This is a genomic window from Rhodococcus sp. ABRD24, from assembly GCF_004328705.1.
In the GTDB taxonomy this organism is placed as follows: domain Bacteria; phylum Actinomycetota; class Actinomycetes; order Mycobacteriales; family Mycobacteriaceae; genus Prescottella.
In genome coordinates this window covers 2,356,600-2,383,047 of the sequence record NZ_CP035319.1, presented here as the reverse complement: position 1 = coordinate 2,383,047, position 26,448 = coordinate 2,356,600, and the positions used below count along the sequence as shown (strand labels likewise).

The following is a 26,448-nucleotide window of genomic DNA, read 5'->3' as shown; positions in this document are numbered from 1 at the left end:
ATGTCCGACGCCTCCATCGAGCGCCGGGCGGATTCCACCGAGGAGTCCGCGCGGCGTTCCGTCGCTGCGGTGTGGCGGATCGAGTCTGCCCGCATCGTCGCGACGCTGACCCGCACCGTGGGCGACTTCGGCCTGGCCGAGGACCTTGCGCAGGAGGCCCTCGTCGATGCGCTCGCGCAGTGGCCGCGGGCGGGTGTCCCGGCGAATCCCGGGGCCTGGCTCACCACCGTCGCGAAGCGCAAGGCGATCGACGGCTGGCGGCGGCAGGAACGCTACGACGAGCGAGTCGCCGCCATCGCGCGTGACCTCGAGACCGAGGACACGGCAGTAGCATCTGCCGAACTTCCTTGGGACCCGGACCGAATCGACGACGACGTGCTCCGCCTCGTCTTCGTGTCATGCCATCCGGTGCTCTCCCGGGAGGCGCAGGTTGCGCTGACGCTACGCGTAGTAGGTGGGTTGTCGAGTGAGGAGATCGCGCGCGCGTTCCTGGTGTCGACGGCGACCGTGCAGCAGCGGATCGTCCGTGCGAAGAAAACCCTTGCAGCAGCGAAGGTACCGTTCGAGGTACCTCCGCGCACCGAGTTCGGCACTCGACTCGGTGCGGTGCTCGGCGTGCTGTATCTCGTGTTCAATGAGGGGCACGTGTCGAGCGCGGGTGATGAGTGGATGCGTCCGGAACTGAGTCGCGAGGCAGTCCGGCTCGGACGCATCCTGGCCGAGCTCCTGCCGCGCGAGCCGGATGTGCACGGACTCCTCGCGCTGATGGAACTGACGGCGGCCCGGTTCCCGGCGCGGCTCGATGCGAACGGTGATCCGGTGCTGCTCGCCGACCAGGACAGGCGACGCTGGGATCGGGGCTGCATCACCCGGGGACGCGCCGCGCTGGCCCGAACCGACGCGCTCGGGCGCGGACGCGGCGCGTATGCCTTGCAGGCAGCCATCGCGGAGTGCCATGCGGTCGCATCGTCCGTGGACGAGACCGACTGGGATCGGATCGTGCTGCTCTACGAGGCGCTCGGGAGGCTCGCGCCGTCGCCGATCGTCGAGCTGAATCGTGCTGCGGCGGTAGCGATGGCGTCCGGTCCCGACGCGGCGCTTCGCATCGTCGACAGTCTCGTCGACGGCGGGCGCCTCGTCGGCTACCGGCTGCTACCCGCGACCCGCGGCGAGCTTCTGTCGCGAATCGGTCGAAACAAAGAGGCACGCAAGGAATTCGAGGATGCTGCCCGGATCACTGGCAACGACCGTGAGCGGAAGATGCTGTTGGACAGGGCGGCGGCGCTATCTCTCGAACCCGATCACTGAAACCATGAGTGTCCAGGCCCGTGCAACCGGCGCTCGTCGAAGACCAGATCCTCAGCGGATGCCGTTCAGCCAATCCGCACCTCGGACTCGATGGCGCCCAGCTTCTCGGCCAGATCGGCCGCGACCTTCGAGATGTACGGTTCGTCGACGATCTGGATGTGGTCGCAGCTGACGTGGACGACCTCCAGGGCCTGCACTGCCTCGCCCCATCCGCCGTCCGGCTGCCGGGTCGCGAATGCGGGCTCGAGAGCGATCTGGTCGTCCAGGTAGGCCTCGGCCATGTACAGCACGACTGCGCCGTCGTAGGTCCCGAAGTCGGTGGACGGTACGGCCCGGTTGTCGAGCCACGACGTGCGCTGGTGCTCGAGGATGCCGCTGGGGATCTTGGTGCCGCTCAACCTCAGCAGGTCCATGAGGATTCGGATTTGTTCCTCGTCGCTGTCGGCCGCGGCGAGCCGGTCGTACGGCAGCGGCGCGTCGACGTTGTACGTCTTCTTCGCGAACGCGGCATATCGCTGCCACCGTCGACGGATCTCATCCGGGGAGTCCTCGACCTTCTCGCCGGGCATGACGGTGTCGATCAGCCCGACGAGCCGGACATCGGCGCCGTCCCGGCGTAGCTCCTTCGCCACGGCGTATGCCAGGGCGCCACCGAACGACCACCCGTACAGCACGTACGGCCCGTCGCCCTGGATCTCGCGCAGCAGCGGGACGTATGCCTTGGCGCGCTCCTCGAGGGGGCCCTCGACGCGCTCGAGTCCGAACATCGGGGTGTGCGCGGGCAGACGTCGGAGTAGTGGTTCGTACGCCACCGTCGAACCACCGGCCGGGTGGAACACGAACACCGGTACCGCATTCGACCCCTCGGCGCGCGGACGCAGGGTACGGACCAGGCCGTCGATCTTGATTCCATCCTCGAGGTGCTGACGGACGACCTCGGCGAGCTGCTCGACGGTCTCGGCGCCCAGCACGTCGTTCACAGTGATCTCGCCGCCGGCGCGCTTGGTGAGTCGCGCCGCGAGCTTCTCGGCGGTGGTGTCGTCGACCACGGGGAGTGTCGCGAAGATGCTCTTTGCGGACTTGCCGGTGACCACCGCCCACGTCGCGAACGTCAACCGTTCGGCCGCATCACGGGGCGGGACATGGATATCGCTGGACCCGGTGGGTGTGCACTGCGCTTCGATAGCAATCGCGCCGTCCGCGGGAGCTTTGTCGATCGGTGAAATCGACTGCGCGGGTCCGCCAATCGAAGTTCCCGGCGCCGGGACGGCATCGCCCGACGAGACGACGGCTTCGAACAGCAGCGCGAAGCCCGCCGAAGTGACGCGGTGTGTGGCGTTGGTGTTCGCTTTGCCGTGCACCTGTACCGAGGCTCCCCCGAGGTGCGGCACCAGTGTGGTGGTGAGGGCACCGTCCGACGGCACATTGCCGTGTGGGACTCCGGCGGTCAGCGTGACTGCGGGAAGTACCTGCGCGGCCGCGGCGATGACCAGCGCATCGAACCCGGATACTCGGCACGCCTCAACCTCCCAGGCATGCCGGCCGTCGGGAAGGGTGACATGTACGCCAGGGATTCGGGCGTCCGTCTCCTGATTCGTCCTGCGTTGTCCATCCGACACGTGGTGCTCCCTTCTATGACGTCGCACATACCCCGGAGGTACCGCTGCGCCCGTCCTGTTGGTGCAATGGAATCTTGGAGATCGGACCCCGGGCTGCACGACCCAAATGCGAAGGATCATGACACGCCTGTCGGCACTCCGTGTCGAGTCGAGGTGAATCCCCCTCGGGATCCGCAGCGCGGGTATCCGCTGTAACGCTTCCGCCCCACGCCGCGACGTCAGTGGTGACGTAACGCGCGGTAGGGGGGTCTATCCGCACGTGGTTCCTGTTTGGTTGGTTGGGGTTTGGGGAGCGACATGACTTTTCGTGGTTTCACCGCGCGACATCGGACGGCTGCAGGTGTGCTCACGCCCGTGGCGTTGGGGGTGGCGGTACTGATCACGCTCGCGTGGGCGCTGTGGTCGCCGGCTCCGCGGACGATCGATGCCGCGTTGACAGCGTCGACCACGGAGTGCCACGACATGGTCACCATCTCGGTAGCCGGCCGCGGCGATACTCCGGTGGCGGGTACGACGAAGATGCTGGTAGACGCCGATGGCAACGAGCTGCCCGCGGCGATGTCGAACGACTTCGGCAGCCCGCACATGCAGCAGGTCGTCAACGCGCCGAACGGTTCGGTCACGCCAGGCTCTTACGCCGCGCTCTACATTGCCTACCCGGCGAACATGGCCGACTACGAGAACGCGGTGACGACGGGTGTGACGAACACCCAATCGGTGATGCGGGAGATCCGCGTATCGTGCCCGAACACCAAGTTCTCGATCGTCGGCTACAGCGAGGGCGCCGATGTTGCCCGGCGAGTCGCGATGAATATCGGGCACCAGGAGGCCGGAGTCGACGGCGGATTCGGGATCGTCGATCCCGCGAATGTTGTCGGAGTCGTCATCATCGCCGACGCGGGGCGCACGGCGGGGCAGGGTGCGTTCCCCGGTTCGAAGAATCCGTTCGGCAATCCGGACGGATTCGACACGGTGTATCAGGACGGAAAGAAGCCGGTATCAGGAGCGGGTGTCCTGCCGGACACGGCGGGCGGGTTCGGTGCGCTGAACGGGAAGATCGCGTCGTTCTGCTCGGAAGGCGACCTCTTCTGCTCTGCACCCCAGAATATTTCGCTGTTGCAGCTGATGGTGAACGTGGGTCGGCAGCTGAACGTCGACGCATTCGAGCGCGAGGGCCTCACGCTGGCGACCGGCCAGGACGTCGCCGTGGTTCTCAGTCGTATCGCGCTCGACGCGTTCGCGGAGATCGACTCACAGCCGAACTGGATGCAGAGCGACCAGACGTTTCTCGAGGTGCTACTGAAGGTGTCGAGTCCGTCGTACACGCCCGGGCAGCCGGCAGCGACAGTGACCACGGCGCCGACAGCGACGCTCGAGCCGATATCGGCACCGACACAGGCGGACTCGATCCGGACAGAGGATATGTCCCCGTTGGCCTATCTGCCACAGAAGGTGCTCAAGGAGATCATCGGTCTCATCCTGACGAATCAGAATACGATCCCGGTGATCATGAGCGATCCTTACCAGCTGACCTTGGCACCAGGGGTTGGACACCACTTCGACTACTGGAGCGACGCGGACGCCGCCGCGGGTAAGCCGCTCACCTCGGCCGAGTATGCCGCGGCCTGGCTGACCTACCTCGCGAAGCAGGCGCAGAACGGGCAGGCGATCAACCCGGCGGCGCGGCCCGGTGCGGCCGAACTGGTTGCCGCACTGAATGAGTTGTCGACGGCTGTGACGCCGATACCCACGACCGGCCCGTCCGCGACGTCGACGCCTTCGGCTACGACGTCGGAGACTCCCTCGGAGTCCGCGGCTCCCCCCGCATCCTCGCCGCAGACCCCTGCGCCGTCGACGCTCGCCCCGACGACGGACCTGGCGGGTGCGACCGAGACGCCAACACCGGGGTCGCCGTCGACGTCGATCGCGCCGGGCACGTCGGCGCCTGCGACCACGACCAAGGTCAGCACCACCACGGCGGTTCCGAGTCCCGCCGGGTAGGAGGGGCTCCCGATCCGCGACCTGTCGACAGTGGAACCTGTTGAGGTCGAAATGGTTCGGGCGGTGGTAGCAGGATCTGCAGCTACCACCGCCCAGCCGCGGCCCGTCTGGTCGGGGGTCCACCGGACCGCGGTCGTCGTTCGAACACGTCGAGCAACACCTCGAACGCTAGCGGCGTTCCATTCCTCAGGGTAGGGGGATTTGCCCCCCCGGGTGAGTTGAAGCCATGGCGGCGATCTCGGTCGCAGCCTATGTCTGAGTGGGTGCTGCTCGATCTGCCCTGGTGATCAGGAAGTCCTGATCCTCGGGCTCGGTGAGCAGGTGGGTCATCGTCTTGCGGTCGAAGGGCCATAGGTCGATGGTCTGCTGGTCGGTGAAGTACCAGGAGTTGCAGCCGGTATTCCACACCGTCGGGCCCATGGCTTCGGCGACGGAATCGTTGAAGCGGGTTGTCGCGTCCTCGGTGACCTCGACGGTGTCGAATTCGCCGGCCCGGAAGCGCTCGAGCCAGCGGGTGATGTAGCGGGCGGTCAGCTCCGCCGAGTATTGCAGCGAGATCGACCCTGTCGGCGAGTTGGGGCCCAGCACGGTGAAGAGATTCGGGAACCCTGGGATGGCGGTCATTCGGTACGCCACTGGACCTTTCGCCCACGCCTCGTCGATGGTGAGACCGTCGCGGCCACGCAGGTTCATCGGGCGCATGTAGTTGTGCGGATGGAACCCGGTAGCGAAGACGATGACATCGACCTCGTGCTCGACTCCGTCGGCGGTGCGGATACCGGTCGGGGTGATCTCGGTGATCGACTCGGTCACCAGCTCGGCGTTGCCCGCGGTGATCGCCCGGAAGTACGTGCCGGAAAGCACCTGGCGTTTGCACAGCGGCTGATAATCGGGGGTCAGCTTGTTTCTCAGCTCGGGATCGCGGACCTGTGCCCGCAGGGACCAGCGGGCGAACCGTTGCACCAGGCGGCGTCTCCACGTCGGGTGCAGGACGATATCGGCCAGGATCCCCGAGGCCCACAACCCGCCGTCATAGATCCGACGATGCAGACCCGGCGCCGACGCCAGTAGCCGTCCGAACAGCTTCGGTTGCGGTATCCACATGGGTGCCCACAGCACCCACTGTGGCGTACGGGTGAACTGGACCAGTTTCGTGGCCTCGGGTTGCAGGGCCGACACGATCTGGACCCCCGTCGATCCGCTGCCGATGACCGCGATCCGCTTGCCCGCGGTGACGATCGAATCGTCCCAGCGAGCGGTGTGCACCAGCGGTCCGGCGAAAGTATCGCGTCCCGGGATATCCGGGGTGAAGGGGTGATGCAGCACACCGGTTGCGGCGATCACGAAATCGGCATGCAGAGCGCGACCGTCGGCCAGCGTCAGCGCCCAACCGTCCTCACCGTGGACGGCATCGGTGACCTCGCTGTCGAGCATCAGGTGTGATTCGAGCCCGAACTGCTTGACGACGTCACGGTGATATTGCTGGATTTCGCTGCCCTCCGCCCAAACTCGCGTCCAGTCCGGTTTCGGGGCGAAGGAGAACTGATACACCTGAGAGGGCACATCACAGGCCAGGCCGGGATAGCGGTTCCAATGCCAGACACCGCCGACATCGGATCCCTTTTCCAGGATGACGAAGTCGTCGAATCCCGCCTGTTTGAACGTGACCGCGGCAGCGATGCCGGCGATGCCGGCGCCGATGATCACGATCGATGGGTCACGGGAAGGAGTGGTTTCCATCGTTATGCCTCTCTGGGGCGCGAGGAACTCGCATTGTGGGCGTGCAGTGCCGCGCGCAGAACTTTGCCACTGGCGTTGCGGGGGATCTCGTCGACGACGATGAACCGTTTGGGTACCTTGTAGCGTTCGAGGCTCTCGCGGACAAAATGTTTGAGCTCGGTGTCGGAGGGCGCGGCCCCGGTATCGGTCGTGACGACGAACGCGTGCAGAATCTGTCCGTATTCGGGATCCGTGACCCCGAGAACGACAGCGTCGGACACGCGCGGATGGGCGGTGAGGCACGCTTCGACCTCGCCGGGGAACACGTTCTCCCCGCCGGAGACGATCATGTCATCGGAGCGGCCGTCGATATAGAGTCGCCGCGCCGAGTCGAAGTGGCCCATGTCGCCGGTGTTGACGTGGCCGTCGATGATCTCTTTCGCAGTTGGGCGGGCATTGGTGTCGGGGGTGTAGCCGGCGTAGTCGAGACCGCTGCGAACGAAAATCAGTCCGGTCTCCCCCGCGGCGGCCTCGGTACGGTCCGCGCCCAGGACGCGCACCGACACTCCCAGTGCTGCACGGCCTGCAGTGTCGGGTGCGACGATCAGATCGGCGGGAGTCGCGATCGTGACCAAGCCCGCTTCGGTGGAGCCGTAGCCGTTGACCAGGATCGGGCCGAATGCGGCAATCACGGTGGAGACCGTGTTCGGGGTGATCGGCGCGGCGCCGGTGACGATGATCCGTAATGATCGCTGTGCCACCGCCAGGTCCAGGCCTGATGCGAGAAGCCGTTGCAGCATCACCGGCACTCCCATCAGCACCGTTGCCTCATGGCGGGCGATATCGTCCAGCATTTGCGCCGCATCGAAACGGCGCCTTGCGATCACGGTTCCACCCAGGGCAAGCGGTCCGAACAGGGCGACGAGCCCGAAGCCGTGGAAGAACGGCGGCGCTGCGGCGACGACATCGGAGGAGCGCAGCCGTATCGTCGCCATCGCCGTCGTACACAGCAATGCGATCGCGCGTAGCTTCATCGCTCGCGGTACACCTTTGGCCAATCCCGTGGTCCCGGAGGTGAGCAAGGTTATCTTCACCGCGCGCCGCACCCGTGGTGGCCGCGGATGTTGTTGGACAGCAAGGTCGTCCAACGTCGGAATTCCGGTACTCGTGGCGGTGTCTTCGCGCCAGGCCAGCACCCGCAACCCCGTGTATCCGGCGTCGTCGACCGTGGCTTCGTACTCGTCGTCGAAGATGAGGATGTCGGGATCGTGGCGGATGATGATCGCCCGCAGCTGCTGCGGTGGGAGTTCGGTGTTGATGAAGATCAATTCGGCGCCCAGTTGCGCGCCCGCGGTGAGGGCTTCGACGAATCCGCGATGGTTGCGGCACACGATGCCAACCGACCGAGGGGCCGACGGTGCCAGCGCGTAGAGCGCGGCCGCGATCGCCTCTGCTCGGCGCTGCAGTCGCCGATACGTCAAGTGCCCGGTGTCATCGATCACCGCTACGCGATCCGGGTGTCGAATTGCGCTGGCCGCCAGCATCATCGCAGGGGTGGGACCGTATCGGCGCAGGCTCCGCGCCAACCTCACGGCCGCCCGCGGCCCGACAGGGGTCAGTATCCCCGAGGACCCGATCGCCGGCACGGCCTGAGTCCACTGCTGGATCTTGTGCCGGAAGTCAGAGGTCACGCGTGCTCACCTCGCCCTCGCTGAGGGAATCAGCGACCGGGCCCATCCCGGCACGTGCGATCGACCCGTTGGGTGCCCGGTCCGCGGTGCGTTCGGCGGAGCTTGCCGCCACCCGCGCGAGCGACACCGGGGTGTCTCCGAGTCGGCGGTAGATGGCGCCGATGACGATCTCGAGTGGCAGCCGCAGCAGCGGAACCAGGATCGCCGAGGGGTGCCCGTAGATCGGGGTCATGGTGCGTGGCTTGTTCACCACCGCCCGCGCGATCACCTTCGCCGCATCATCTGGAGTCTGGCCGGGCAGCATCCGCATCCAGCGGCTCGGCGCACTCATGCGGGTGTGCATCAGGCCGGCGTAGAACGTGGTCAGGGTGACCCCGTCGGTACGTGCCTCCATCCCGACGGCGCGCAACCACCAATCGAAGGCTGCCTTCGACGACAGATAGAAGCTCCACTTGGGCATCACCGGGAACATGATGCCGACCGTCGACACGTTGACGATGTGCCCACGTCCTCGTGCCCGCATCCCCGGCAGCAGCGCCAATGTCAGCCGCATCGGACCGACATAGTTCGCGCCGGTGGTGGCGGTGACGTCCTTGGGCCGGTCGTAGGAGAGGTGGATCGACCGGCGAAGCGATTTGCCCGCGTTGTGGATCAGGTAGTCGATCCCGCCGAAGTCGTGGAGCACCGCGGCGGCGAAATCAGACACCGACGCCTCGCTGGTCAGATCCAGCGGATAGGCGGAGGCCTGCCCGCCGTCGGCCACGATCCCTTCAGTGACCTCACGCAGACGGTCGATCGACCGTGCCGCGAGCACCACCCGCGCGCCCGCTTTAGCGAACAGGGCCGCGGTTGCTTCGCCCACGCCGAACGAGGCGCCAGTGATCACCACGACCTTGCCTTCGACTTCGTGGCGCAGCTTCGCACTGTTGCGGAGTCCGCGCGGGCCGATAGCCCATGCCCCGGCGCGGGCTATCGGGTGATGCACCGCCCGGGAAGGGCCGGAAGGAATGTGTATCGACATTCGAATCACTCCAGGTTGCCGGTGGATCGGGTCGCCAGTTCCGCGCCGACGAACAGGGAGAGGATCTGTGAATCCGACATCACCGCATCCAGCACTCGCTGGGCCAGCTCGATATCGGGATCGGCGCGCACCGCTGCGAGTACGGTGCTGAAGAAGTTGGCCAGGATCAGCTCACGTACCTGCTCACGCGAGATCTCCCCGGTGTGCATCCAGTGCAAGACGATGCCCTCGATGAACGACAGCGACCCGCTGATCGCCGCGCGCAGCACCGCAGTGGAATCGGTGCCGGTGATCTCGACCGCCAGGGCGTGCGCGACCTGTTGCCGATGCTGTTCGCGGATGGCCCGGACCTCGGCATCGGCGACGTCGGCGATCAAGGCTTCGAATGCACGGGGCTCGCGCTCGGCGCGGTCGAGGAACTTCTCGACCCCTCGGGTCAGTCGCTCCAGAGCTGGGCCACGCATCTGCAACAACTCGCTCCAGAACTCCTGCGCGGCTTCCTCGACCACCGCTAGATAGAAGCCGCGCTTGCCGCCGAAGTGATAGCTGATCGACCCGGCCGCGACCCCGATCGAGCGGGCCAGGTCCACGATCGAGACTTCCTCGTAGCGTTGCTGACTGAACGCGGCCCGCCCCGCCGCCAGCAACGTCGCCTTCGAAGCGTCACCACGCCGATTCCCGGTCACAGCCACAGCCCCTCCGTTTTTGAATCAGATTCAATTTCGACGATATAGCCACTCCCCGAATCCCGTCAACAAGTGTCCGAATTGGATTCAAGTTGGCATGCCCCGAGGATGTCGCGGCGGCGACAGGTTCGGGTGTTTCGCGACTACTCTGCGGATGCGGCAAGTTACATTCGAGTGGTCGATCTTTCGCAGGAATCAAAGGGGGAGCCAGTGGTTTCGTTGAGCCCGGACCTTCCCGGCCGAGTATTCCGTACCCGCGACACATATGTCGTCGGCCAGGAAAAGGTGCGAGAGTTCGCCCGCGCCGTGCTGGCCATGGATTCCGTTCACCATGATGTGGTCGCAGCCAGGGCGGCCGGCTATCGCAATATCGTCGTACCAACCACTTTCACGGCCCTTCTGCTCGCCGAGGTGGTCAACGATCTCCTTGCTGTGCTGGGCATGGGTATCAGCCTCGAGTCCCAGGTCGTTCTGCACACCACAGAGAAGCTGACTTTCAGTCGGCACATCGTTGCCGGTGACGAGCTCATGACCACACTGACGGTCGTCGGTGTCACCGAGCGCGGTGGTGCCGCATTCGTGAACACCCAGGCCGAGATTCGGCATGTTGATGGTGAACTCTGCGCGACGGTAACTTCGTCCATCCTGCTGGCTGACAGGGACGAGACCCCTGGTCCCGACTCAGTCTCGGCGGCGGCGTTGTCGATGTCGGCGAACTCGGCACCGGAGCCGGGCGGCAGCAAGGTGTGAGCGCGGTTTCACCGAGATCCGTCCATCAGCCCGCGGACACCGTGGCGAGTGATCCGTCCGGCGGCGAGACCACTGCCGGATCGCGTCCGGACAGCAGATCGAGGACGGCCTTCGGTCTGGCCAGCCATTCGCGAGCGTAGTTGCGTACCACTGCCAACCGGTTGCACTCGCATGCGCCTTCTACGCCGTCGACGTCGATACCCGCATCGCGGCACAGCGCCACCGCGCGGGACACGTGCAGGCCCTGGCTGACGATCAGAGCCTTCGTCACCCCGTACGTCTGCACCGCCCGCGCGCACGTGTCGTAGGTGTCGAGGCCGTATTCGTCGCCCACGATGCGGTCCGGATCGACTCCCGCCGCCACGAGGTACTCGGTCATCGCCTGAATCTCGTTGCCGGAACGGCCGTTCGCATCGCCGGATACCAGCACGGCCCGGACCTTGCCGTCCTGTACCAGTTGCACGGCAGCGTCGAGGCGTCCGGCCAGGAACTTCATCGGCTTTCCGTCCCGAACCTGTGAGCCGAGCACGATCACGACCGGGGCTTCCGGTGCGTCGTCGGCGTCGTAGAGATGCCCGGCTGCGGCGATCGAGACCCAGCTGGCGGAGACGAGCACGATGGCGCCAGCCAGCGCGACGAGGGCAGTAGACCACCGGATCACGCGCAGGGTGATCTGCCGCGTTCTGCTCGCTGGTTCCTTCTCTGATTGCGGTGCAGTGTCTTTCGATGCAGCATCCATGCCGGCGTCAGAGTGAGATGACGGCTTCGATCGGCGGTGCCGATACGTGCGGGGTGTCGGTGGTCAGCCAGAACCGCACGCGGCCAAGGCCTGATCCGACATAGGCGGCGTTCCCGGAGGTCTGGTAGTTGCGGGGGTGCCGGCTGTCCATCGGGTAGACGGTGCGGCTGCCCACCACTCCGGTGTCGAGGTTTTCCCAGTGGACCGTCACCGGAATAAGACAGTTGGTCAGGCGATGCGTCAGGTCGGGGCCGTAGAACTCCGGCGAGAGCAGGATGTATGCCTCGGCGCCGGGCCATCCACTGCTCAGGCCCACCCTCATCGGGATCCGGACGATTCCACACTTGGCGACATCCTCCGACAGTGCCCACGTATCGAAACCCTGCACCGGTACCGGGGCGGCCTGCGCCGGTGAGGTGCCGAGTGCAGTGGTAGCGGCCAGCGCGGCTAGTACGACCGCGATACGGCCTCGGCCAAGTCTCCTCATGGTGTCCCCCTCGAGCTCCCGGCGCGCGGCAGCGCCTCTACCGACTGCCCCCGCGTCTGATGAATCCTCTCGGATGAGAATCATCCTTTGTGGGCGGAACGTTACCCGGCCTTTGGATTTGTCGGCGTGGTTGCTGAATCGCCGCCGGATTCGGTGGGCGTACGCGCCGGTTCTGCATGGCTGAACGTGAGGGTGCCGTCATCGACGGGGGTGTCCCGGAGCACGACCACGTCCTTGTAATAGTCCATCGGCAGGTTCCACGGGTCCCTGGTTCCAGCCTGCGGCCACAGGTCCAGCGACCGCTGGATGTAGCCGGCGGCGAAGTCGAGCAGCGGACGGGTCTCCATGGCTGGCTCGTTGTTCTCGGCGACCGCGACGCGTGCGCCGCGCCGGTCCATCTCGTCGAACAGCCGACAGAGGTAGTCGGCGACCAGGTCGACCTTCAGGGTCCAGGGTGCGTTGGTATAACCGACGGCGAACGAGAAGTTGGGGACGTCGGAGAGCATGGTGCCCTTGAACGCGAGCCGACCGGTGATGTCGATGTGTTCACCGTCCATGCGAAGGTCGATGCCGCCGAGGGCGAGGAGATCCAGTCCGGTTGCGGTGATGATGATGTCCGCGTCGAGGTGTCTTCCGGAACTGAGCACTATGCCCTTCTCATCGAACGTTTCGATGGTGTCGGTGACCACCGACGCCTCACCCTTCGAGATGGCCTTGAACAGGTCGCCGTCGGGGACGACACACAGGCGCTGATCCCACGGGTCGTACCGGGGGTTGAAGTGGGTGTCGACATCGAACCCGGCCGGCAGCAGCCGGGTGTTGAGCCGGCGGATGAGGGCCCGTACCTGCTTGGGGAAGCGGCGGGAGAGCTTGTAGATCCAGACGTTCTGCGCGATGTTCTTCTTGCGGGTGAGCCGGTAGCCCCGCTGCTCCCCCAGCACCCGGCGGAACACGTCGGAAAGCACGTCCTCTGCCGGCAGCGGGATGACGTAGGACGGTGAACGCTGCAGCATCGTCACGTGTCCGACGGTGTCGGCCATCGCCGGGATGAGCGTTACGGCAGTGGCGCCGGAGCCGATCACCACCACGCGCTTTCCGGCGTAGTCGAGGTCTTCCGGCCAGGCCTGCGGATGCACGATCCGGCCGGTGAACCGTTCGGCGCCGGGAAACGTCGGGGTGTAGCCCTTGTCGTAGTTGTAGTAACCGCTGGCACAGAACAACCAGTTCGCGGTGAATGTCGCGGTGTCGCCGCTGGCGCCGAGCTGAGCGGTCACGGTCCAGCGGGCAGTCTCCGACGACCATTCGGCGCGGATCACCTTGTGGTTGTAGCGGATATGGCGTTCCACGTCGAACTCGCGGGAGGTCTCGCGGATGTAGTCGAGGATGTCGGCGGCAGGCGCGAGTGTCTTGCGGCCCTTCCAGGGCTTGAAGTCGTACCCGAAGGTCTGGACGTCGGAGTCGGAGCGGATGCCCGGGTAGCGGAAGAGGTCCCATGTGCCGCCGGAGACGGCGCGACCCTCGAGGATCATGAAGGTGCGGCGGGGATGGATCGTGTGGAGCCTGCTGGCTACGCCGATGCCCGACAGCCCGGCACCGACAATGAGGACGTCGACGTGCTCGGGTACGGCAGAACCGCAGGGTCGTTCGGGGCTCATGGAACCTCCCGGTGCGCATGTGCTGGTGGACCGCGTCTGTAATGCACGGTATCCCGCTGGGTGTGGCGCATGTGTGGGGAATCCGCAGTCTGATTTGGGCGGTGGCCGCGCCTCTTGACCGGACCTCTTGGTCGGACTGATCTCATTCGTTCTTCCACACGGGCGTTCGCTTCTCGAGGAAGGCGGTCATCCCCTCCTGGGCATCGCAGGTGACGGCGTTGGCGGCCATGGTCTCGGCCATCAGCTTGTACGCCTCGTCCTGCGGAAGGTCGATCTGCCGGTAGAACGCCTGCTTGCCGATCGCGAGTGTCAGTGGGCTGGAGGCGGCGATCTTGACGGCCAGCTCGCGGGTCCGGGATTCCAGGTCTTCCGGTGCGACGACGATGTTCACCAGCCCCCAGTCGGCGGCGGTGTCGGCGTCGATCGTTTCGCCGGTGAGCAGCATCTGCATCGCGCGCTTGCGGCCTACAGCGCGGGTGACCGCGACCATCGGAGTGGAGCAGAACAGCCCGATCCGTACGCCTGGTGTCCCGAACACCGCGGCCTTCGACGCCACCACCAGGTCGCAGGATGCGGCCAGCTGGCACCCGGCAGCGATCGCAGGGCCCTGCACGGCGGCGATCACCGGTTGCGGAATCGCCTGCACGGTATCCATCATCTCGGTGCACACGTCGAAGACCACGCGCTCGTCCTCGATAGTGCGGTCGATCATCTCGGAGAGGTCATGGCCGGCGGAGAACACCGGACCGGACGCGCGCAGTACGACGACCCGCACCCTCTCGTCATCGGCCATGTCCCGAAGAGTGGTCGTCACCGCGCGCATCATGTTGGTGGACAGTGGATTCCGTTGATCCGGGCGATCCAGGAGGATGGTGCCGATACCCGTTTTCGGGTCGATCTCGATTCTGACGCCATCGTTCATCACATGTCTCCGTCACGTCGGGGCCGCGGTGGCCCGATGCTACCCGCAACCGCGGCGCCGGGCGCGGTCGCAAATGCCGGATCCGGTGAATGCTGCACGGCATCAGGATCCCCCAGACCGCCGCCCACACCAGGTCCGCCACTGCACCGAAACCAACAGTTGACAGTCGCTCGTGAAAGGCTTCACGAAGTGGAACAGGTGGACACCCTCCATGATGTGCACTGGCGGTGCCGCGGCTGGCAGGATCCCGATGGTGAGTACCGCGAACCTGACCCGTGCCGAGACCGCCGCGCGATCCGCGGCCGTCACCGTCCGTGACTACCGCGTCGAGCTCGACGTGTCGGCTGCCCCCGACCTCTCCCGGGCGGATTTCGTCACCACCACGATCGTCGAGTTCGACGCGACAGTCTCCGAGACGTGGCTCGACTTCATCGGTTCCTCGGTGGAGTCGGTAACCGTCAATGGCGAGACTGTCGACGTGGAGTACGACGGCGCCCGCCTTACGGTTCGCAACCTTGGCGCGTCGAATGTGGTGGTCGTCGAGGCCACCGCAGCGTACAGCCGCTCTGGTGAGGGTCTGCACCGCTTCCACGACCCGGTCGACGGTCAGACCTACCTCTATACCCAGTACGAGCCGGCGGACGCACGCCGCGTGTTCGCGTGCTTCGAGCAACCGGACATGAAGGCGCCGTTCACGTTTGTCGTCACGGCTCCCAGGGAATGGGAGGCGGTGTCGAACCGGCCGGTCGAACTCCGTCACACCGACGACACCCGTCAGGTCGTCGAGTTCTCCCGCACTCTGCCCATCTCCACCTACATCACCGCGATCGTCGCCGGCCCCTACTATCGAGTCGAATCAAATTGGAGGAGGGGTGATCTCACGGTTCCGCTCGGCGTGCTCTGTCGCGCTTCGCTAGCGGGGCACCTGGATGCCGACACCGTCTTCGCGGTGACCGTGCAGGGGCTCGACTTCTTCGCCGAGCACTTCGACTACCCGTATCCATGGGGCAAGTACGACCAGGTGTTCGTGCCCGAATACAACCTGGGCGCGATGGAGAACCCGGGTTGCGTCACCTTCACCGAGGCGTACGTGTTCCGGGGTGCGGCCACTGCTGCGCAGTACGAGGGCCGGGCCAACACGATCCTGCATGAGATGGCCCATATGTGGTTCGGCGATCTCGTGACAATGGTGTGGTGGGATGATCTGTGGCTCAAGGAGTCCTTCGCCGACTACATGGGCGCGCTCGCGAGCGCCGAGGCAACCGAATGGACCGATGCGTGGGTCGCCTTTGCGAATCGTCGTAAGGCGTGGGCCTATTCGCAGGATCAACTGCCCACAACGCATCCAATCGTCGCCGATATCGTCGATCTGGAGGCAGCCAAGCTCAACTTCGACGGCATCACCTACGCCAAGGGCGCGAGCGTGCTCAAACAGTTGGTCGCCTACGTCGGGCGCGATGCGTTCTTCGAGGGGGCGAGACGCTATTTCCGGACACACGCATTCGGCAACACCACGCTCTCGGACCTGCTCACCGAACTCTCGGCGGCGTCGGGGCGCGACCTCGCCGGCTGGGCCCGCGCCTGGCTGCAGACGTCCGGAGTGTCCACGCTGATGCTCGACGGTGCCGAGATCGTCCAGACCGATCCGCGCCCGCACCGACTGGCATTGGGACTCTACGATTTCGACGACACAGGCGACCTCGTCTGCCGCGATCGGGTGGAGCTGGACATCGTCGCCGAGCGGACGCCGGTCACGATGTCACCGGCTCCCCTGCGCCTGCTCAACGACGGCGATCTCACCTACGCGAAGGTGCGTCTCGACGCGGGCTCGCTCGCGACGATCGAGCGCTCGCTTGACCGCGTCGTCGATCCGCTGGCCCGCGGACTGATCTGGTCGGCGCTCTGGAACGCCACCCGCGACGGCGAACTCGACGCGGGACGGTACCTCACGATGGCCTGCGCGTTTGCGCCCGCCGAGACCAACATGGCACTGCTCGCCGCGGTCCTGGCGAACGCATCCTTTGCCGTTGGCCACTACCTGGCTTCCCCCGCGCAGGAACGCTGGCGCGGCGACTGGCTCGAATCCTGCTGGACCGCGATGTACGCCGCCGAGCCCGGGTCCGGTTCCCAGTTGGCATGGGCCCGCGCAGTCGCGTCGGCGGCCACAGCCGACGACCGCCGGGCGCCCGAGATTCGCGCGATCCTTGACGGTGCGCGGCCGACGCCGGACGGTCTGGCACTGGACCCCGATCTGCGCTGGTCCCTCTGGACGGCACTGGCCGCCACCGGCCATGCCGCCGCAGCGGAACTGGACGCCGAGCTCGAGCGGGACGGCACCGCGTCGGGTCGAACCGCCCACCTGCGCGCGCTGGCCGCCCGGCCGGAGGCCGATGTCAAGGCTCAGGCTTGGGCGTCGGCGCTCGAGGACGCGGCTCTGACGAACGACCACCTCGACGCCGTGATCGGCGGCTTTCGTGCCGGTGAGCACCGTGAGCTGATCAAGTGCTACGACGATGCCTATTTTGCCGCGATCGGGTCGGTGTGGGCCGAGCGGAGCATCGAAATTGCCCGCCGGATCGTCCTGGGGCTGTTTCCCGCGGCCGATTCGCTCGATTCGGTTGATACGTGGCTCGCCGTCAATGTGGAGGCGCCGGGTGCTCTGCGCCGTCTGATCGTGGAACAGCGCGCCCACCTGGCCCGAGATCTTCGGGTGCGGGCCCTCGGTGTTAACGCCACATGACGCAATTTTTACGCTAAGGCACCTGGGCGTTTCATTTTTGTAATGGATTGCCATTCAACGCATTCACGGCTTGGAATCTGTTTCGGTCGTCCGCTACACATGCAGTGGCGCCGAGAACGGCGATAGGGCGAAGCACCGCTTCACTGGCAATAAGGGGTATGACATGGGTTCGCAGGAGATCGGTACTGCTATCGGGTCGGTGGACTTCGATCAGGTCGTCGCAGGTGCGGAGGCCGTGGGCGCGTTCGCCGCACTCATCGCAGCCCTTGGCGCTTTCGCTGCACTCGTTGTCTAGAGGTTAAGCGCCGAGCAGTCAAGCGCCCTCGGGCCCGAAGCCTTTCATAGGCTTCGGGCCCGAGTTGCGTCTACGGCCGTTGCTGCTGTGGAATTTGGTGGCGGACGGCGCGCACGTATGGATCGAGCCTTCGGCCGTCGACCGATCGGACGGACCCGGCAGGAGGCGAGCGGCTGTGGGTACCTCGGTGGTGACCCCCGGTCTCCCACTGTTCGTGCTGTGCGCGGTGATGGCGGCGGCCGCGGCGGCGGTCTACCTGGTTACCGGCCTCGGTAGCCCCCGTATTGTTCCGTCCGCTTCGATCCGCGGAGCGCTCCAACTTGCTGCGGTGTCACTGATCCTCGCGGCGGCGCTGGCCCGTTTGTGGTCGTCGCTACTCGTCCTGGCGGTGATGTTCGTGGCCGCAGTCTTCACCTCCGCTAGGCGCGCGGACGCCGGCCGGTCGGCAGCATGGCTGACGATGTCGCTCGCCACCGGGATCGGCGCGGTTGTGCCGTTGATGCTGGTCAGCGGGGTGGTGCCACTCGAAGGCGTCGCCGTGGTCCCGATCGGGGGGATCATCCTCGGAAATGCGATGACCGCGACGTCGCTGGCCGCCCGCCGCGGCCTCGACGCTATCGAGCAGCGATGGGGAGAGGTTGAAGCCGGACTCAGTCTCGGGCTCAGCGATCGGGACGCCCGCATGGAGGTGGTCCGGCCCGCGGCGACCGATGCACTGATTCCGGGGCTCGACCAGACCCGCACCGTGGGACTGGTGACGCTCCCGGGCGCATTCGTCGGTGTGCTGCTTGCGACTGGGTCGGCTGCCCAGGCAGGTGCAGTTCAAATCCTGGTCCTGGTTGGAGTGCTCCTCGCTCAGACATGTGCGGTCGCGGTCACCATCGAGCTGGTCGCCCGAGCGCGGGTCCACCGACCACATTTTCGGTTGCGACCCAAGTGGAACTCTGGGTGAACAGTTCGTGATTCAGCCGAACTGAGTTGACCATTCGGCCGAACTCGGTTGTGATTCCGTGGTGTTCGATAATCGGTTGCTGAAGGGTGCAGTGAACGAGATCGGTGGGCTCCGTCCGGAACTGAACCGACGCACACTGCTCCGAGGGTCGGCGGCGCTGGCCGGCGCCGGTCTGGTGGCCGGGGCGTCGGGGCGGGCGTCGGCGGACACGGCGACGCCGGGATTCGTCCACGGCGTCGCGTCGGGTGATCCGCTTCCCGACCGGGTGATCATCTGGACCCGCATCACACCGTCCGCCGCGGCCCAGCCCGGTACGGGTGTAGGAGCTCCAGTGGCGCTCGCCTGGCAGGTCGCGACAGACGAGGGCTTCGAAACGGTCGTACGCAGCGGTGCCGTCACTACCGGCCCCGACGCCGACCACACCGTGAAGGTCGACGTCACCGGCCTGCGCCCGGGGACGTCCTACTACTTCCGCTTCACCGCTCTCGGCCAGATTTCGCCGGTCGGACGGACTCGTACCGCACCTGCCATCGATGCCGACCTCGACCGTCTGCGCTTCGGGGTGGTGTCGTGTTCCAACTGGGAGGCAGGCTACTTCGCGTCGTACCGGCACCTCGCCGAGCGCGACGACCTCGACGCAATTCTGCACCTCGGGGACTACATCTACGAGTACGGTCGCGGCGAGTACGGTGCCCGCAACGGACCGATCCGCCTGCACGAGCCGGCGCACGAAATCGTTTCGCTCGCGGACTACCGGATTCGGCATGCGCAGTACAAGACCGATCCGGATCTCATGGCGTTGCATGCCAAGGTTCCGTTCATCGCGACGTGGGACGACCACGAGTCCGCGGACAACTCCTACAACGGCGGCGCCGAGAATCACGACCCGGCCACCCAAGGCGACTGGGCCACTCGCAAGGCCAGTGCCACGCGTGCTTACTTCGAGTGGATGCCGGTTCGTGTCAACGGAACCGGAACTGACGCGGCACTGTATCGGCGCTTCAGATACGGCTCATTGGCGGAGATCTCGATGCTCGATCTGCGCACGTACCGCGACGAGCAGGCACCGTCCGGCGCAGGCTGGCGCAAGATCGATGCTCCCGATCGCACCATCGCAGGGCAGACTCAGATGGACTGGCTCACTGCCGGAATCGTCTCCTCCCCCACGCGCTGGAAGCTGGTCGGAAACCCGGTGATGATCACGCCGTGCGTGTTTCCGCCGCTCGATACCCAGACCACCGCAGCAATCACCGAGATGATCGGCCTGCCCGACGCCGGCATCCCGTTCAACACCGACCAGTGGGACGGGTACACAGCCGACCGGCGTCGCCTTTTCGATGCGATCACCGCGGCGGGTGTCCGCAACACCGTCTTTCTCACCGGCGATATCCACACATCCTGGGCGTGCGACCTTCCGGCCGACGCGGCGAACTATCCCGGCGCGGGCACGGTGGGCACCGAGTTCGTGGTCCCGTCGGTGACTTCGCCGAACATTGACGACATGCTGAAGGTTCCACCGCGCACCGCGACCATTGCTGCCGAAGAGGCGTTCAAGTCCATCAACCGTCACGTGCGGTACGTCGAACTCGACTCGCACGGGTACGGGGTCTTCGAGGTGAGCAGGCAAGCAGCACAGATGGATTGGTTCTATGTCAACGATCCTGTCGATCGACACGGAACGGCGCGGCACGCAGCGAGCTACCGGGTCGCGGACGGCTCGCAGCAGGCACATCCCGTAGGTTCGCCACTCGACCCTGCTGGCCATCGGCCTGGGGTACGCGCGTGAATGGAGTCAGCCCTCGTTCGTGATCCCGAAGTGATCCGGGCGCCATCGTGAGCAGCCAGGCTTGCGTCGAGTACTTCCACATGGGCTGCCCGTAGCGCTCCCTGTACCGCCGTGGGAACTGTTGTGGCCGTGATGGTTACCTTCAGGTGTCGGCCACGGCGCTATGCCGCGTTTGGTCCGGCGCGGTTGTGGGCTGGGATGGGTTTCTTGTAGGGGTCGACTGTGCTGGGTGGTGTGAACCTGGGGGTACCCCCTGCACGAAGGGCGGGTTCACATGATCGTCGCAACACTCTCAACGAGAGGTTGCGACGATCATGTCGTTTCAGGAGGACTGCGTCCGGTTCGGTGACCAACTCACGCGATTGGTCGATGCCGGGATTCCGGTCAAGGAGGCTGCGGCCGCGATCGGGCTTCCGCGGCAGCGGTGCTACGCAATCTTGCGGGCGGTCGGCCGGCCGGTGGGCAAGTCTCGCGGCCGGGCCGGCACCGCCGACCCTCAGCTGATCGTGACGGTCTACGGCGAGACCGGCTCGATCAGCGCAGCGGCGAGGGCGTCCGGGGTGGCGCACTCGGTGGCCCGCCGGATCCTGGTGGCCGAGGGCCTGGTCGGCAGCGAAAGAATCCGACCGAAGGGCAAACCCGAGGCGAAGCGTCGCTGTCTGGAGTTGATCGCGGAGGGTTGGTCGACGACACGAGCGGCGCGTGAGGTCGGTGTCAACGAACGCACCGCGCGGGACTGGCGTCAGGGAATCCGGCATTCCAGCAACAGGCGGATCCACCCGGACGGCCGGGTCGTGGACTACACCCGCCACACCGTCTACAAACAGTCGGTGACCAGTGCGACCTGTGATGACACCACGCGACCGACGATCAGCGACCGGTACCTGTCGGTCGAGGACCGGATCGCGCTCGCCGACGGCCTGCTGGTGAAGGACTCGCTACGGACGATCGCAACCCGGATCGGCAAGAACGTCTCCACCGTCTCGAGGGAGATTCGTCGCCGCAGCATCGACGGCCGGTATCTGCCGTATCAGGCGGATCGGGCAGCCTCCGCTGCCCGGGCGCGGCCGAAGCAGTCCAAACTGGTTCGGAACACGGTCCTGAGGGAAGCGGTCGAGGAAGGCTTGTCGCGGAAGCTGTCGCCGGAGCAGATCTCGCATCGCTTGCGTCGGGACTTCCCCGACGACGAAAGCATGCGGGTGAGCCACGAGACGATCTACCAAGCACTGTACTTCCAGGCCCGTGGAGGATTGAAAAAGGAAGTGCAGCAAGCACTTCGAGCTGGACGCGGCCGACGCAAGCAGCAGTGGAAACCGGACGAGCGCACCCATCGGTTCGTCGATCCGATGATCATGATCAGTGACCGTCCCGCCGAGGCCCTGGACCGGGCCGTGCCCGGGCACTGGGAAGGCGATCTGGTGCGCCACGAGGCGCTGTGTAACCGAGCGGAGGTGAGAGACCTGCGCCGTTGTGCTGTCGCAGCAGCATAGCGAAGCTGGGGGCAGCCCGATCCGGGAGACGCCGGTGAGGGTGGCAAGCAGCCCCGACAACGACGGGACAGGCCAGCACTACCGGATGGTCTGGGTCCGGCAAGCATGAGGAGAAGGTGTACGCGAGGAACCAGTGTTCTAACGCCTCTCAAGTCTCCCGCCAGCTCTAACCCGGTGGATTCGGGCTGGTCTGCGATGCGCACCAACACCACTCGCGTTTCGGTGTTGGGAACTTCGGGGTCGGTTTAGGTCGTCGGCTCCGAAGGCCATGGTGAATGCCTGCGGCGTAGCCGTGGCGATATCGCAGGGGCATAGCTGGGCACCTCACTCCTCGAGCGGTTCACGGTGAACGTGGGAACCACCGCGAGGCTCCCGAGCATCGGCCTCATCCTGAGGTCTGTGGTTCGGGTTGACGCGTCGTCTGTCGATGGCCACGCGGTGGGGCGGAGGGGCCGTAGTAGTCCGAGCGGGGGAAAGCCTCGTACATGGCGAAGGGCCCCAGCGGAATTGATGCAGCACGCACGACACGAACTTCAGGCGCTGGTGAATACCGGTGAGCTGTCATGGCCCGATCCCGATCGGGCGGCATGGCGGGTACGACAGATGCAACGCAAGCTGCACCACTGGGCGGTCGACGATCCCGACCGCCTGTTCGATGATGTGTTTGGGCCTCGTCCACCACCCGGACTTTCTCACCGTCGCGTGGGAACGGGTGCGGGGCAACAAGGGCGCACGTTCGGCCGGTGTCGACCGGCTGGCACCGGTGTCCATCATGGGTGACGCCGAGGCGGTGGCATTCCTGAGTCAGGTTCGAGACCAGCTGAAGTCTCGGACGTTTGTTCCACTTCCGGTGCGGGAAAGACTCATTCCCAAACCGGGGAGCGGCAAGCTCAGGCGGCTGGGTATCCCCACCGCGATGGACCGCACGGTGCAAGCGTCCCTGTTGCTGGTGTTGGAGCCGATCTTCGAGGCGGATTTCGAACCGGTCAGTTACGGTTTCCGCCCCAGACGTCGTGCTCAGGACGCGATCGCTGAGATTCACGCCCTCGGGTCCCGGAACTATCACTGGGTGTTCGAGGCTGACATCGCAGCGTGTTTCGACGAGCTGGCCCATTCCGCGATCATGGAACGGGTCCGGCTGCGGGTCGTCGACAAGCGGGTCCTGGCCCTGATCAAGGCGTTCCTGAAGGCGGGCATCATGTCCTCCGACGGAACGGTCAGGGAATCCGATACCGGCACACCCCAGGGCGGCATACTCTCACCGCTGCTGGCCAACATCGCTCTGACGGTGTTGAATACACATTTCTGTGCGAAATGGGATGCCCATCGGACATCCCAGCGGCGAGATGCACACCGCAAGCGCGGCGGGGCCACCTATCGGATCGTCCGCTATGCGGACGATTTCGTGATCATGGTGGCCGGGACCGAAGCGCATGCGGACGCATTGTGGGACGAAGTCGCGGACGTGATAGCCCCGCTGGGGCTGCGGTTGTCCGTGGAGAAGTCCCGGGTATGTCACCTGGACGAGGGGTTCGATTTTCTGGGGTTCCGCATCCAGCGGCGCCGCAAGAAGGGCACCAACAAGATGAGCGTCTACACCTATCCGTCGAAGAAGGCGTTGCTTTCGATCATGGCGAAGGTGCGGGCGCTGACGAAGAAGGCACGTCATCATGGCCTTGCTGATCTACTCGGACGGCTGAACCCGGTGCTCCGAGGGTGGTGTGCGTATTTCCGTCACGGCGTGTCGAAAGCGACGTTCGGTTACCTCGATGCCTTCGCCTGGCACCGGGTCACCCAATGGCTGCTCAAACGGCACAAACGGATCACGTGGGCGGATCTCTATCGGCGGTTCCTGACCGGCAGGCCAGGTAATCGTCCGCAAGAGAACGGGATCATCATGTTCGACACCACCACCGTTCCGATTACTCGGTATCGGTGGCGGGCGAGCAATATCCCCACACCGTGGACCAGCACGGGAGCTTCGGTTCCCGCATAGCAGTGGCAGTTCCGTGGAGCGCCGGATGCGATGAGAGTCGCACGTCCGGTGCGGAGGGCGGGCCGGGGAAACGGGCCAGGAGCAATCCCGGCACCGCGCCCTGGTCCGACCCCTACATCACCGGTGAGCGGAACAAGTCCGCGATCGGCACCCTGGTCGAACGCACCACCCGCTACACGATGCTGCTGCACCTGCCGACCGGGCACGACGCCGAATCGGTGCGTGACGCGCTCATCGCCACCATGACGACCCTTCCGGAGCACCTGCGCGGGTCGCTGACCTGGGATCAGGGTGCCGAGATGGCCCGACACAAGCAGTTCAGCATGGCCGCCGACATGGCCGTCTACTTCTGCGATCCGGCCAGCCCGTGGCAGCGGGGCAGCAACGAGAACACCAACGGGCTGCTGCGGCAGTACTTCCCGAAGGGCACCGACCTGAGTGTCTACGGTCCCGAGGATCTCGAGCATGTCGCTCAGGAACTCAACGGCCGCCCACGCAAAACGCTCGGCTGGGATACCCCAGCCGAGCGTCTGCGTGATCGGGAGTGTCCGATAAACGGTGGATCCGGATCGGCATCGGTTAGTTGATACGTCCTTCGAAGGTGATTGCGAAGGCGTTCAGTGCGGGCTTCCACCTTGCCGCCCATCGTGCCCTACCGCGGCCGGTGGGGTCCAGTGACCGGGTCGCCAGGTACAGGCATTTGAGGGCGGCCTGGTCGGTCGGGAAGTGCCCTCGGGCGCGGATCGCGCGCCGGTAGCGGGCATTGACCGACTCGATCGCGTTCGTCGAGCAGATCACCCTGCGGATCTCGACGTCGTAGTCGAGGAACGGCACGAACTCCGACCATGCGTTCTCCCACAGCCGCACGATAGCCGGGTATTTCGGTCCCCACTTTCCGGCGAACTCGACGAACCGTTCCTTCGCCGCAGCTTCCGTCGGCGCCGTGTAGACGGGCTTGAGGTCGCGCGCCATCTCGTCCCAGCACTGGCGTGCCGCGAACCGGAAGGTGTTGTGAATCAAGTGGATTACGCAGGTCTGCACGATCGCGAGTTCCCACACTGTGTTGATCGCATCGGGCAGTCCCTTCAGTCCGTCACAGACCACGATGCACACGTCTTCCACGCCACGGTTCTTGATCTCGGTGAGCACCGACAGCCAGAACTTCGCGCCCTCGCCGCCGTCGCCGACCCACAGCCCGAGGATGTCTCGTTCACCGCCCACGGTGACCCCGATAGCCACGTAGACGGGCCGGTTGGTGACCTGCCCGTCGCGGACCTTGACGTGGATGGCTGGGGGCACCTCCCACGGAGTGGGGGACGATGAACACCACCGGGTAGACGCGGTCCAGGGGCCGGTTCTGCCACTCGGTCATCTCCTCGATCACCTTGTCGGTGATGCGGGAGATGGTGTCCTTCTTTCGCCGTTGCACCGTAGATGTCGTCGAAGTGCGCGGCGATCTCTCCGGTAGTCAAACCCTTTGCACTGAGCGACAATACGACTTCATCGATGCCCGTGAGTCGGCGCTGGCGCTTGCGGACGATCTTCGGGTCGAACGACGACTCGGTGTCACGTGGGACCTCGATGTCGACTGGTCCGATCTCGGTGAGCACGGTCTTGGTGCGGGTGCCGTTCCGGGAGTTGCCGCTGCCGCGGCCGGCCGGGTCGTGCTTGTCGTAGCCGAGGTGCTCGGTCATCTCCGCCTCGAGCGCGGTTTCGAGCACGTTCTTCGTCAGCTGGTTGAGCAGCCCGTTCGGGCCCATCAGCTCGACACCTTGCCCGCGGGCCTGCTCCAGCAGTTGCTCGGCGAGCTGCTTTGGATCCACCTCGGTAGCCACGGGCTCCAGTGTTTCCGTCATGGCCGGTCCTTCCCGCCAAGCCGCTGCGGCTCGGCGTGTCAGGCCAACCCGGATCCACCGTTATTCAGACAGTCCCGCGTGATCTACTTACCGCCTGAATATCCAGGCAGTGTTGCGACGACCCCTTGAATCCGCCCTGCGATCCGCGGTCGCTGTGGACGATGCAGCCGGCGACCTGATCCCCGGCCGCGGCCCGGCGGGCGACGGCGGAGTCGAGGGCGTCGACGGCGAGTCGGGCCTTCATCCTCGAGTCGATGGAGTAGCCGACGATCCGGTTCGAGTACACGTCCTTGATTGCACACAGGTAGAGCTTGCCCTCACCGGTGTGATGCTAGGTGATGTCTGTGAGCCACAACCGATTTCGTTCATCGGCGGTGAAGTCTCGGGCGACGAGGTCGTCGTGGACCGGCGGCCCGGAACGGACATGTTTGGTGCCGCGTTTCTTGCCGAATGAGCTCCACCACTTGTTGGCTGAGCAGATCCGCCAGCCGGTGCGCGGCGCCATCGTCTGGCCGGCGTCCGCGGCCTCGTCGACGAGGAACCGGTACCCGAACTCTTCGGTCGTCGCGGTGGGCGTCGAACAGGGCGTTGGCCCGGTATGCCTCATCGAGTTCGGCAGCGGTCACAGGTGCGGCAAGCCACCGGTAGTAAGGCTGACGCGCGATTTTGAGGACCCTGCACGTCACCGCGACGGGGATGCCGTCGGCGGCCAGTTCACGGACGAGCGGTGGGGGC

The 26,448-nt window shown here is 65.6% G+C and carries 19 protein-coding genes and 3 pseudogenes; 10 read left to right on the top strand and 12 right to left on the bottom strand.

Going from position 1 to position 26,448, the window contains the following annotated elements; genetic code table 11:
- Positions 1–1,308, top strand: a complete 1,308-nt coding sequence (locus ERC79_RS10450) for an RNA polymerase sigma factor (RefSeq protein ID WP_131577946.1) — start codon at positions 1–3, stop codon at positions 1,306–1,308.
- Between the two features lie 65 nt (positions 1,309–1,373).
- Here the strand turns inward: ERC79_RS10450 and ERC79_RS10445 are convergent.
- A pseudogene (locus ERC79_RS10445) lies at positions 1,374–2,891 on the bottom strand (thioesterase domain-containing protein); the annotation flags it as partial.
- A gap of 333 nt (positions 2,892–3,224) precedes the next feature.
- Between ERC79_RS10445 and ERC79_RS10440 the strand changes: the two are divergent.
- On the top strand, positions 3,225–4,928 hold the full coding sequence (locus ERC79_RS10440) for a cutinase family protein (protein WP_131577942.1): 1,704 nt from the start codon (positions 3,225–3,227) through the stop codon (positions 4,926–4,928).
- A 249-nt stretch (positions 4,929–5,177) separates the two neighbouring features.
- Here the strand turns inward: ERC79_RS10440 and ERC79_RS10435 are convergent, their stop codons facing one another.
- Genes ERC79_RS10435 through ERC79_RS10420 form a run of 4 tightly spaced genes read right to left on the bottom strand, consistent with a single transcriptional unit; the run spans position 5,178 to position 10,045 of the window.
- Positions 5,178–6,668 (bottom strand): NAD(P)/FAD-dependent oxidoreductase, encoded by a 1,491-nt coding sequence (locus ERC79_RS10435; RefSeq protein ID WP_131577940.1) that lies wholly within the window; start codon positions 6,666–6,668, stop codon positions 5,178–5,180.
- Between the two features lie 2 nt (positions 6,669–6,670).
- Complete coding sequence (locus ERC79_RS10430; protein WP_131577938.1) at positions 6,671–8,338, bottom strand: AMP-binding protein; 1,668 nt, start codon at positions 8,336–8,338, stop codon at positions 6,671–6,673.
- Positions 8,328–9,359 carry an SDR family NAD(P)-dependent oxidoreductase gene (locus ERC79_RS10425; protein ID WP_131577936.1) on the bottom strand — a complete coding sequence of 344 codons (1,032 nt, stop codon included), beginning with the start codon at positions 9,357–9,359 and terminating at the stop codon, positions 8,328–8,330. Before ERC79_RS10425 ends, ERC79_RS10430 begins: the two co-directional genes overlap by 11 nt.
- Positions 9,360–9,364: 5 nt before the next feature.
- Positions 9,365–10,045, bottom strand: a complete 681-nt coding sequence (locus ERC79_RS10420) for a TetR/AcrR family transcriptional regulator (RefSeq protein WP_131580983.1) — start codon at positions 10,043–10,045, stop codon at positions 9,365–9,367.
- Positions 10,046–10,255: 210 nt separating this feature from the next.
- Here ERC79_RS10420 and ERC79_RS10415 point away from each other — a divergent pair, with 210 nt between their 5' ends.
- The gene (locus tag ERC79_RS10415) at positions 10,256–10,795 is read left to right on the top strand and encodes a MaoC family dehydratase N-terminal domain-containing protein (RefSeq protein WP_242676804.1); all 540 of its coding nucleotides are present in this window, start codon (positions 10,256–10,258) and stop codon (positions 10,793–10,795) included.
- Positions 10,796–10,820: 25 nt separating this feature from the next.
- Here the strand turns inward: ERC79_RS10415 and ERC79_RS10410 are convergent, their stop codons facing one another.
- The 4 genes from ERC79_RS10410 to ERC79_RS10395 form a co-directional block, all read right to left on the bottom strand.
- Entirely contained in the window at positions 10,821–11,534 is a 714-nt protein-coding gene (locus ERC79_RS10410) for an ElyC/SanA/YdcF family protein (protein ID WP_131577931.1), read from the bottom strand.
- A gap of 7 nt (positions 11,535–11,541) precedes the next feature.
- Positions 11,542–12,021: a hypothetical protein gene (locus tag ERC79_RS10405; RefSeq protein ID WP_131577929.1), complete on the bottom strand. Its 480-nt coding sequence runs from the start codon at positions 12,019–12,021 to the stop codon at positions 11,542–11,544.
- Between the two features lie 101 nt (positions 12,022–12,122).
- Positions 12,123–13,676 (bottom strand): NAD(P)/FAD-dependent oxidoreductase, encoded by a 1,554-nt coding sequence (locus tag ERC79_RS10400; protein ID WP_131577927.1) that lies wholly within the window; start codon positions 13,674–13,676, stop codon positions 12,123–12,125.
- 142 nt (positions 13,677–13,818) lie between these two features.
- Positions 13,819–14,598, bottom strand: a complete 780-nt coding sequence (locus tag ERC79_RS10395; protein ID WP_131577925.1) for an enoyl-CoA hydratase — start codon at positions 14,596–14,598, stop codon at positions 13,819–13,821.
- Between the two features lie 253 nt (positions 14,599–14,851).
- Between ERC79_RS10395 and pepN the strand changes: the two genes are divergently transcribed.
- The 7 genes and pseudogenes from pepN to ERC79_RS10365 all read left to right on the top strand — a co-directional run.
- On the top strand, positions 14,852–17,338 hold the full coding sequence (gene pepN / locus ERC79_RS10390; RefSeq protein WP_131577923.1) for an aminopeptidase N: 2,487 nt from the start codon (positions 14,852–14,854) through the stop codon (positions 17,336–17,338).
- Positions 17,339–17,501: 163 nt separating this feature from the next.
- A complete protein-coding gene (locus ERC79_RS23725) occupies positions 17,502–17,633 on the top strand; it encodes a hypothetical protein (protein WP_278249730.1) in 132 nt (43 codons plus the stop codon).
- A 175-nt stretch (positions 17,634–17,808) separates the two neighbouring features.
- Positions 17,809–18,585: an ABC transporter permease gene (locus ERC79_RS10385; protein WP_131577921.1), complete on the top strand. Its 777-nt coding sequence runs from the start codon at positions 17,809–17,811 to the stop codon at positions 18,583–18,585.
- A 76-nt stretch (positions 18,586–18,661) separates the two neighbouring features.
- The gene (locus tag ERC79_RS10380) at positions 18,662–20,371 is read left to right on the top strand and encodes an alkaline phosphatase D family protein (RefSeq protein ID WP_242676803.1); all 1,710 of its coding nucleotides are present in this window, start codon (positions 18,662–18,664) and stop codon (positions 20,369–20,371) included.
- A 314-nt stretch (positions 20,372–20,685) separates the two neighbouring features.
- Positions 20,686–21,861, top strand: a complete 1,176-nt coding sequence (locus ERC79_RS10375; protein ID WP_242676802.1) for an IS30 family transposase — start codon at positions 20,686–20,688, stop codon at positions 21,859–21,861.
- A gap of 655 nt (positions 21,862–22,516) precedes the next feature.
- The gene (ltrA, locus tag ERC79_RS10370; protein ID WP_347563588.1) at positions 22,517–23,857 is read left to right on the top strand and encodes a group II intron reverse transcriptase/maturase; all 1,341 of its coding nucleotides are present in this window, start codon (positions 22,517–22,519) and stop codon (positions 23,855–23,857) included.
- A 131-nt stretch (positions 23,858–23,988) separates the two neighbouring features.
- Positions 23,989–24,444 (top strand): annotated as a pseudogene (locus tag ERC79_RS10365) (IS30 family transposase); the annotation flags it as partial.
- On the opposite strand, the pseudogene ERC79_RS10360 reads toward ERC79_RS10365, so the two are convergent.
- The 3 genes and pseudogenes from ERC79_RS10360 to ERC79_RS23270 all read right to left on the bottom strand — a co-directional run bounded on the left by ERC79_RS10360 (position 24,437) and on the right by ERC79_RS23270 (position 26,320).
- Positions 24,437–25,713 (bottom strand): annotated as a pseudogene (locus tag ERC79_RS10360) (IS256 family transposase). The pseudogenes ERC79_RS10365 and ERC79_RS10360 overlap by 8 nt on opposite strands.
- 64 nt (positions 25,714–25,777) lie before the next feature.
- On the bottom strand, positions 25,778–25,999 hold the full coding sequence (locus ERC79_RS10355; protein WP_165497077.1) for a hypothetical protein: 222 nt from the start codon (positions 25,997–25,999) through the stop codon (positions 25,778–25,780).
- Between the two features lie 45 nt (positions 26,000–26,044).
- On the bottom strand, positions 26,045–26,320 hold the full coding sequence (locus ERC79_RS23270; RefSeq protein ID WP_207390461.1) for a hypothetical protein: 276 nt from the start codon (positions 26,318–26,320) through the stop codon (positions 26,045–26,047).
- Positions 26,321–26,448: the final 128 nt, after the last annotated feature.

Coding starts and splice junctions, on each gene's coding strand:
- ERC79_RS10410 (WP_131577931.1), bottom strand. CDS start 11,534: ATGGATGCTGCATCGAAAGACACTGCACCGCAATCAGAGAAGGAACCA.
- ERC79_RS10375 (WP_242676802.1), top strand. CDS start 20,686: ATGTCGTTTCAGGAGGACTGCGTCCGGTTCGGTGACCAACTCACGCGA.
- ERC79_RS10435 (WP_131577940.1), bottom strand. CDS start 6,668: ATGGAAACCACTCCTTCCCGTGACCCATCGATCGTGATCATCGGCGCC.
- ERC79_RS23725 (WP_278249730.1), top strand. CDS start 17,502: ATGGGTTCGCAGGAGATCGGTACTGCTATCGGGTCGGTGGACTTCGAT.
- ERC79_RS10450 (WP_131577946.1), top strand. CDS start 1: ATGTCCGACGCCTCCATCGAGCGCCGGGCGGATTCCACCGAGGAGTCC.
- ERC79_RS10425 (WP_131577936.1), bottom strand. CDS start 9,359: ATGTCGATACACATTCCTTCCGGCCCTTCCCGGGCGGTGCATCACCCG.
- ERC79_RS10400 (WP_131577927.1), bottom strand. CDS start 13,676: ATGAGCCCCGAACGACCCTGCGGTTCTGCCGTACCCGAGCACGTCGAC.
- ERC79_RS23270 (WP_207390461.1), bottom strand. CDS start 26,320: ATGAGGCATACCGGGCCAACGCCCTGTTCGACGCCCACCGCGACGACC.
- ltrA (WP_347563588.1), top strand. CDS start 22,517: ATGATGTGTTTGGGCCTCGTCCACCACCCGGACTTTCTCACCGTCGCG.
- ERC79_RS10440 (WP_131577942.1), top strand. CDS start 3,225: ATGACTTTTCGTGGTTTCACCGCGCGACATCGGACGGCTGCAGGTGTG.
- ERC79_RS10395 (WP_131577925.1), bottom strand. CDS start 14,598: ATGAACGATGGCGTCAGAATCGAGATCGACCCGAAAACGGGTATCGGC.
- ERC79_RS10405 (WP_131577929.1), bottom strand. CDS start 12,021: ATGAGGAGACTTGGCCGAGGCCGTATCGCGGTCGTACTAGCCGCGCTG.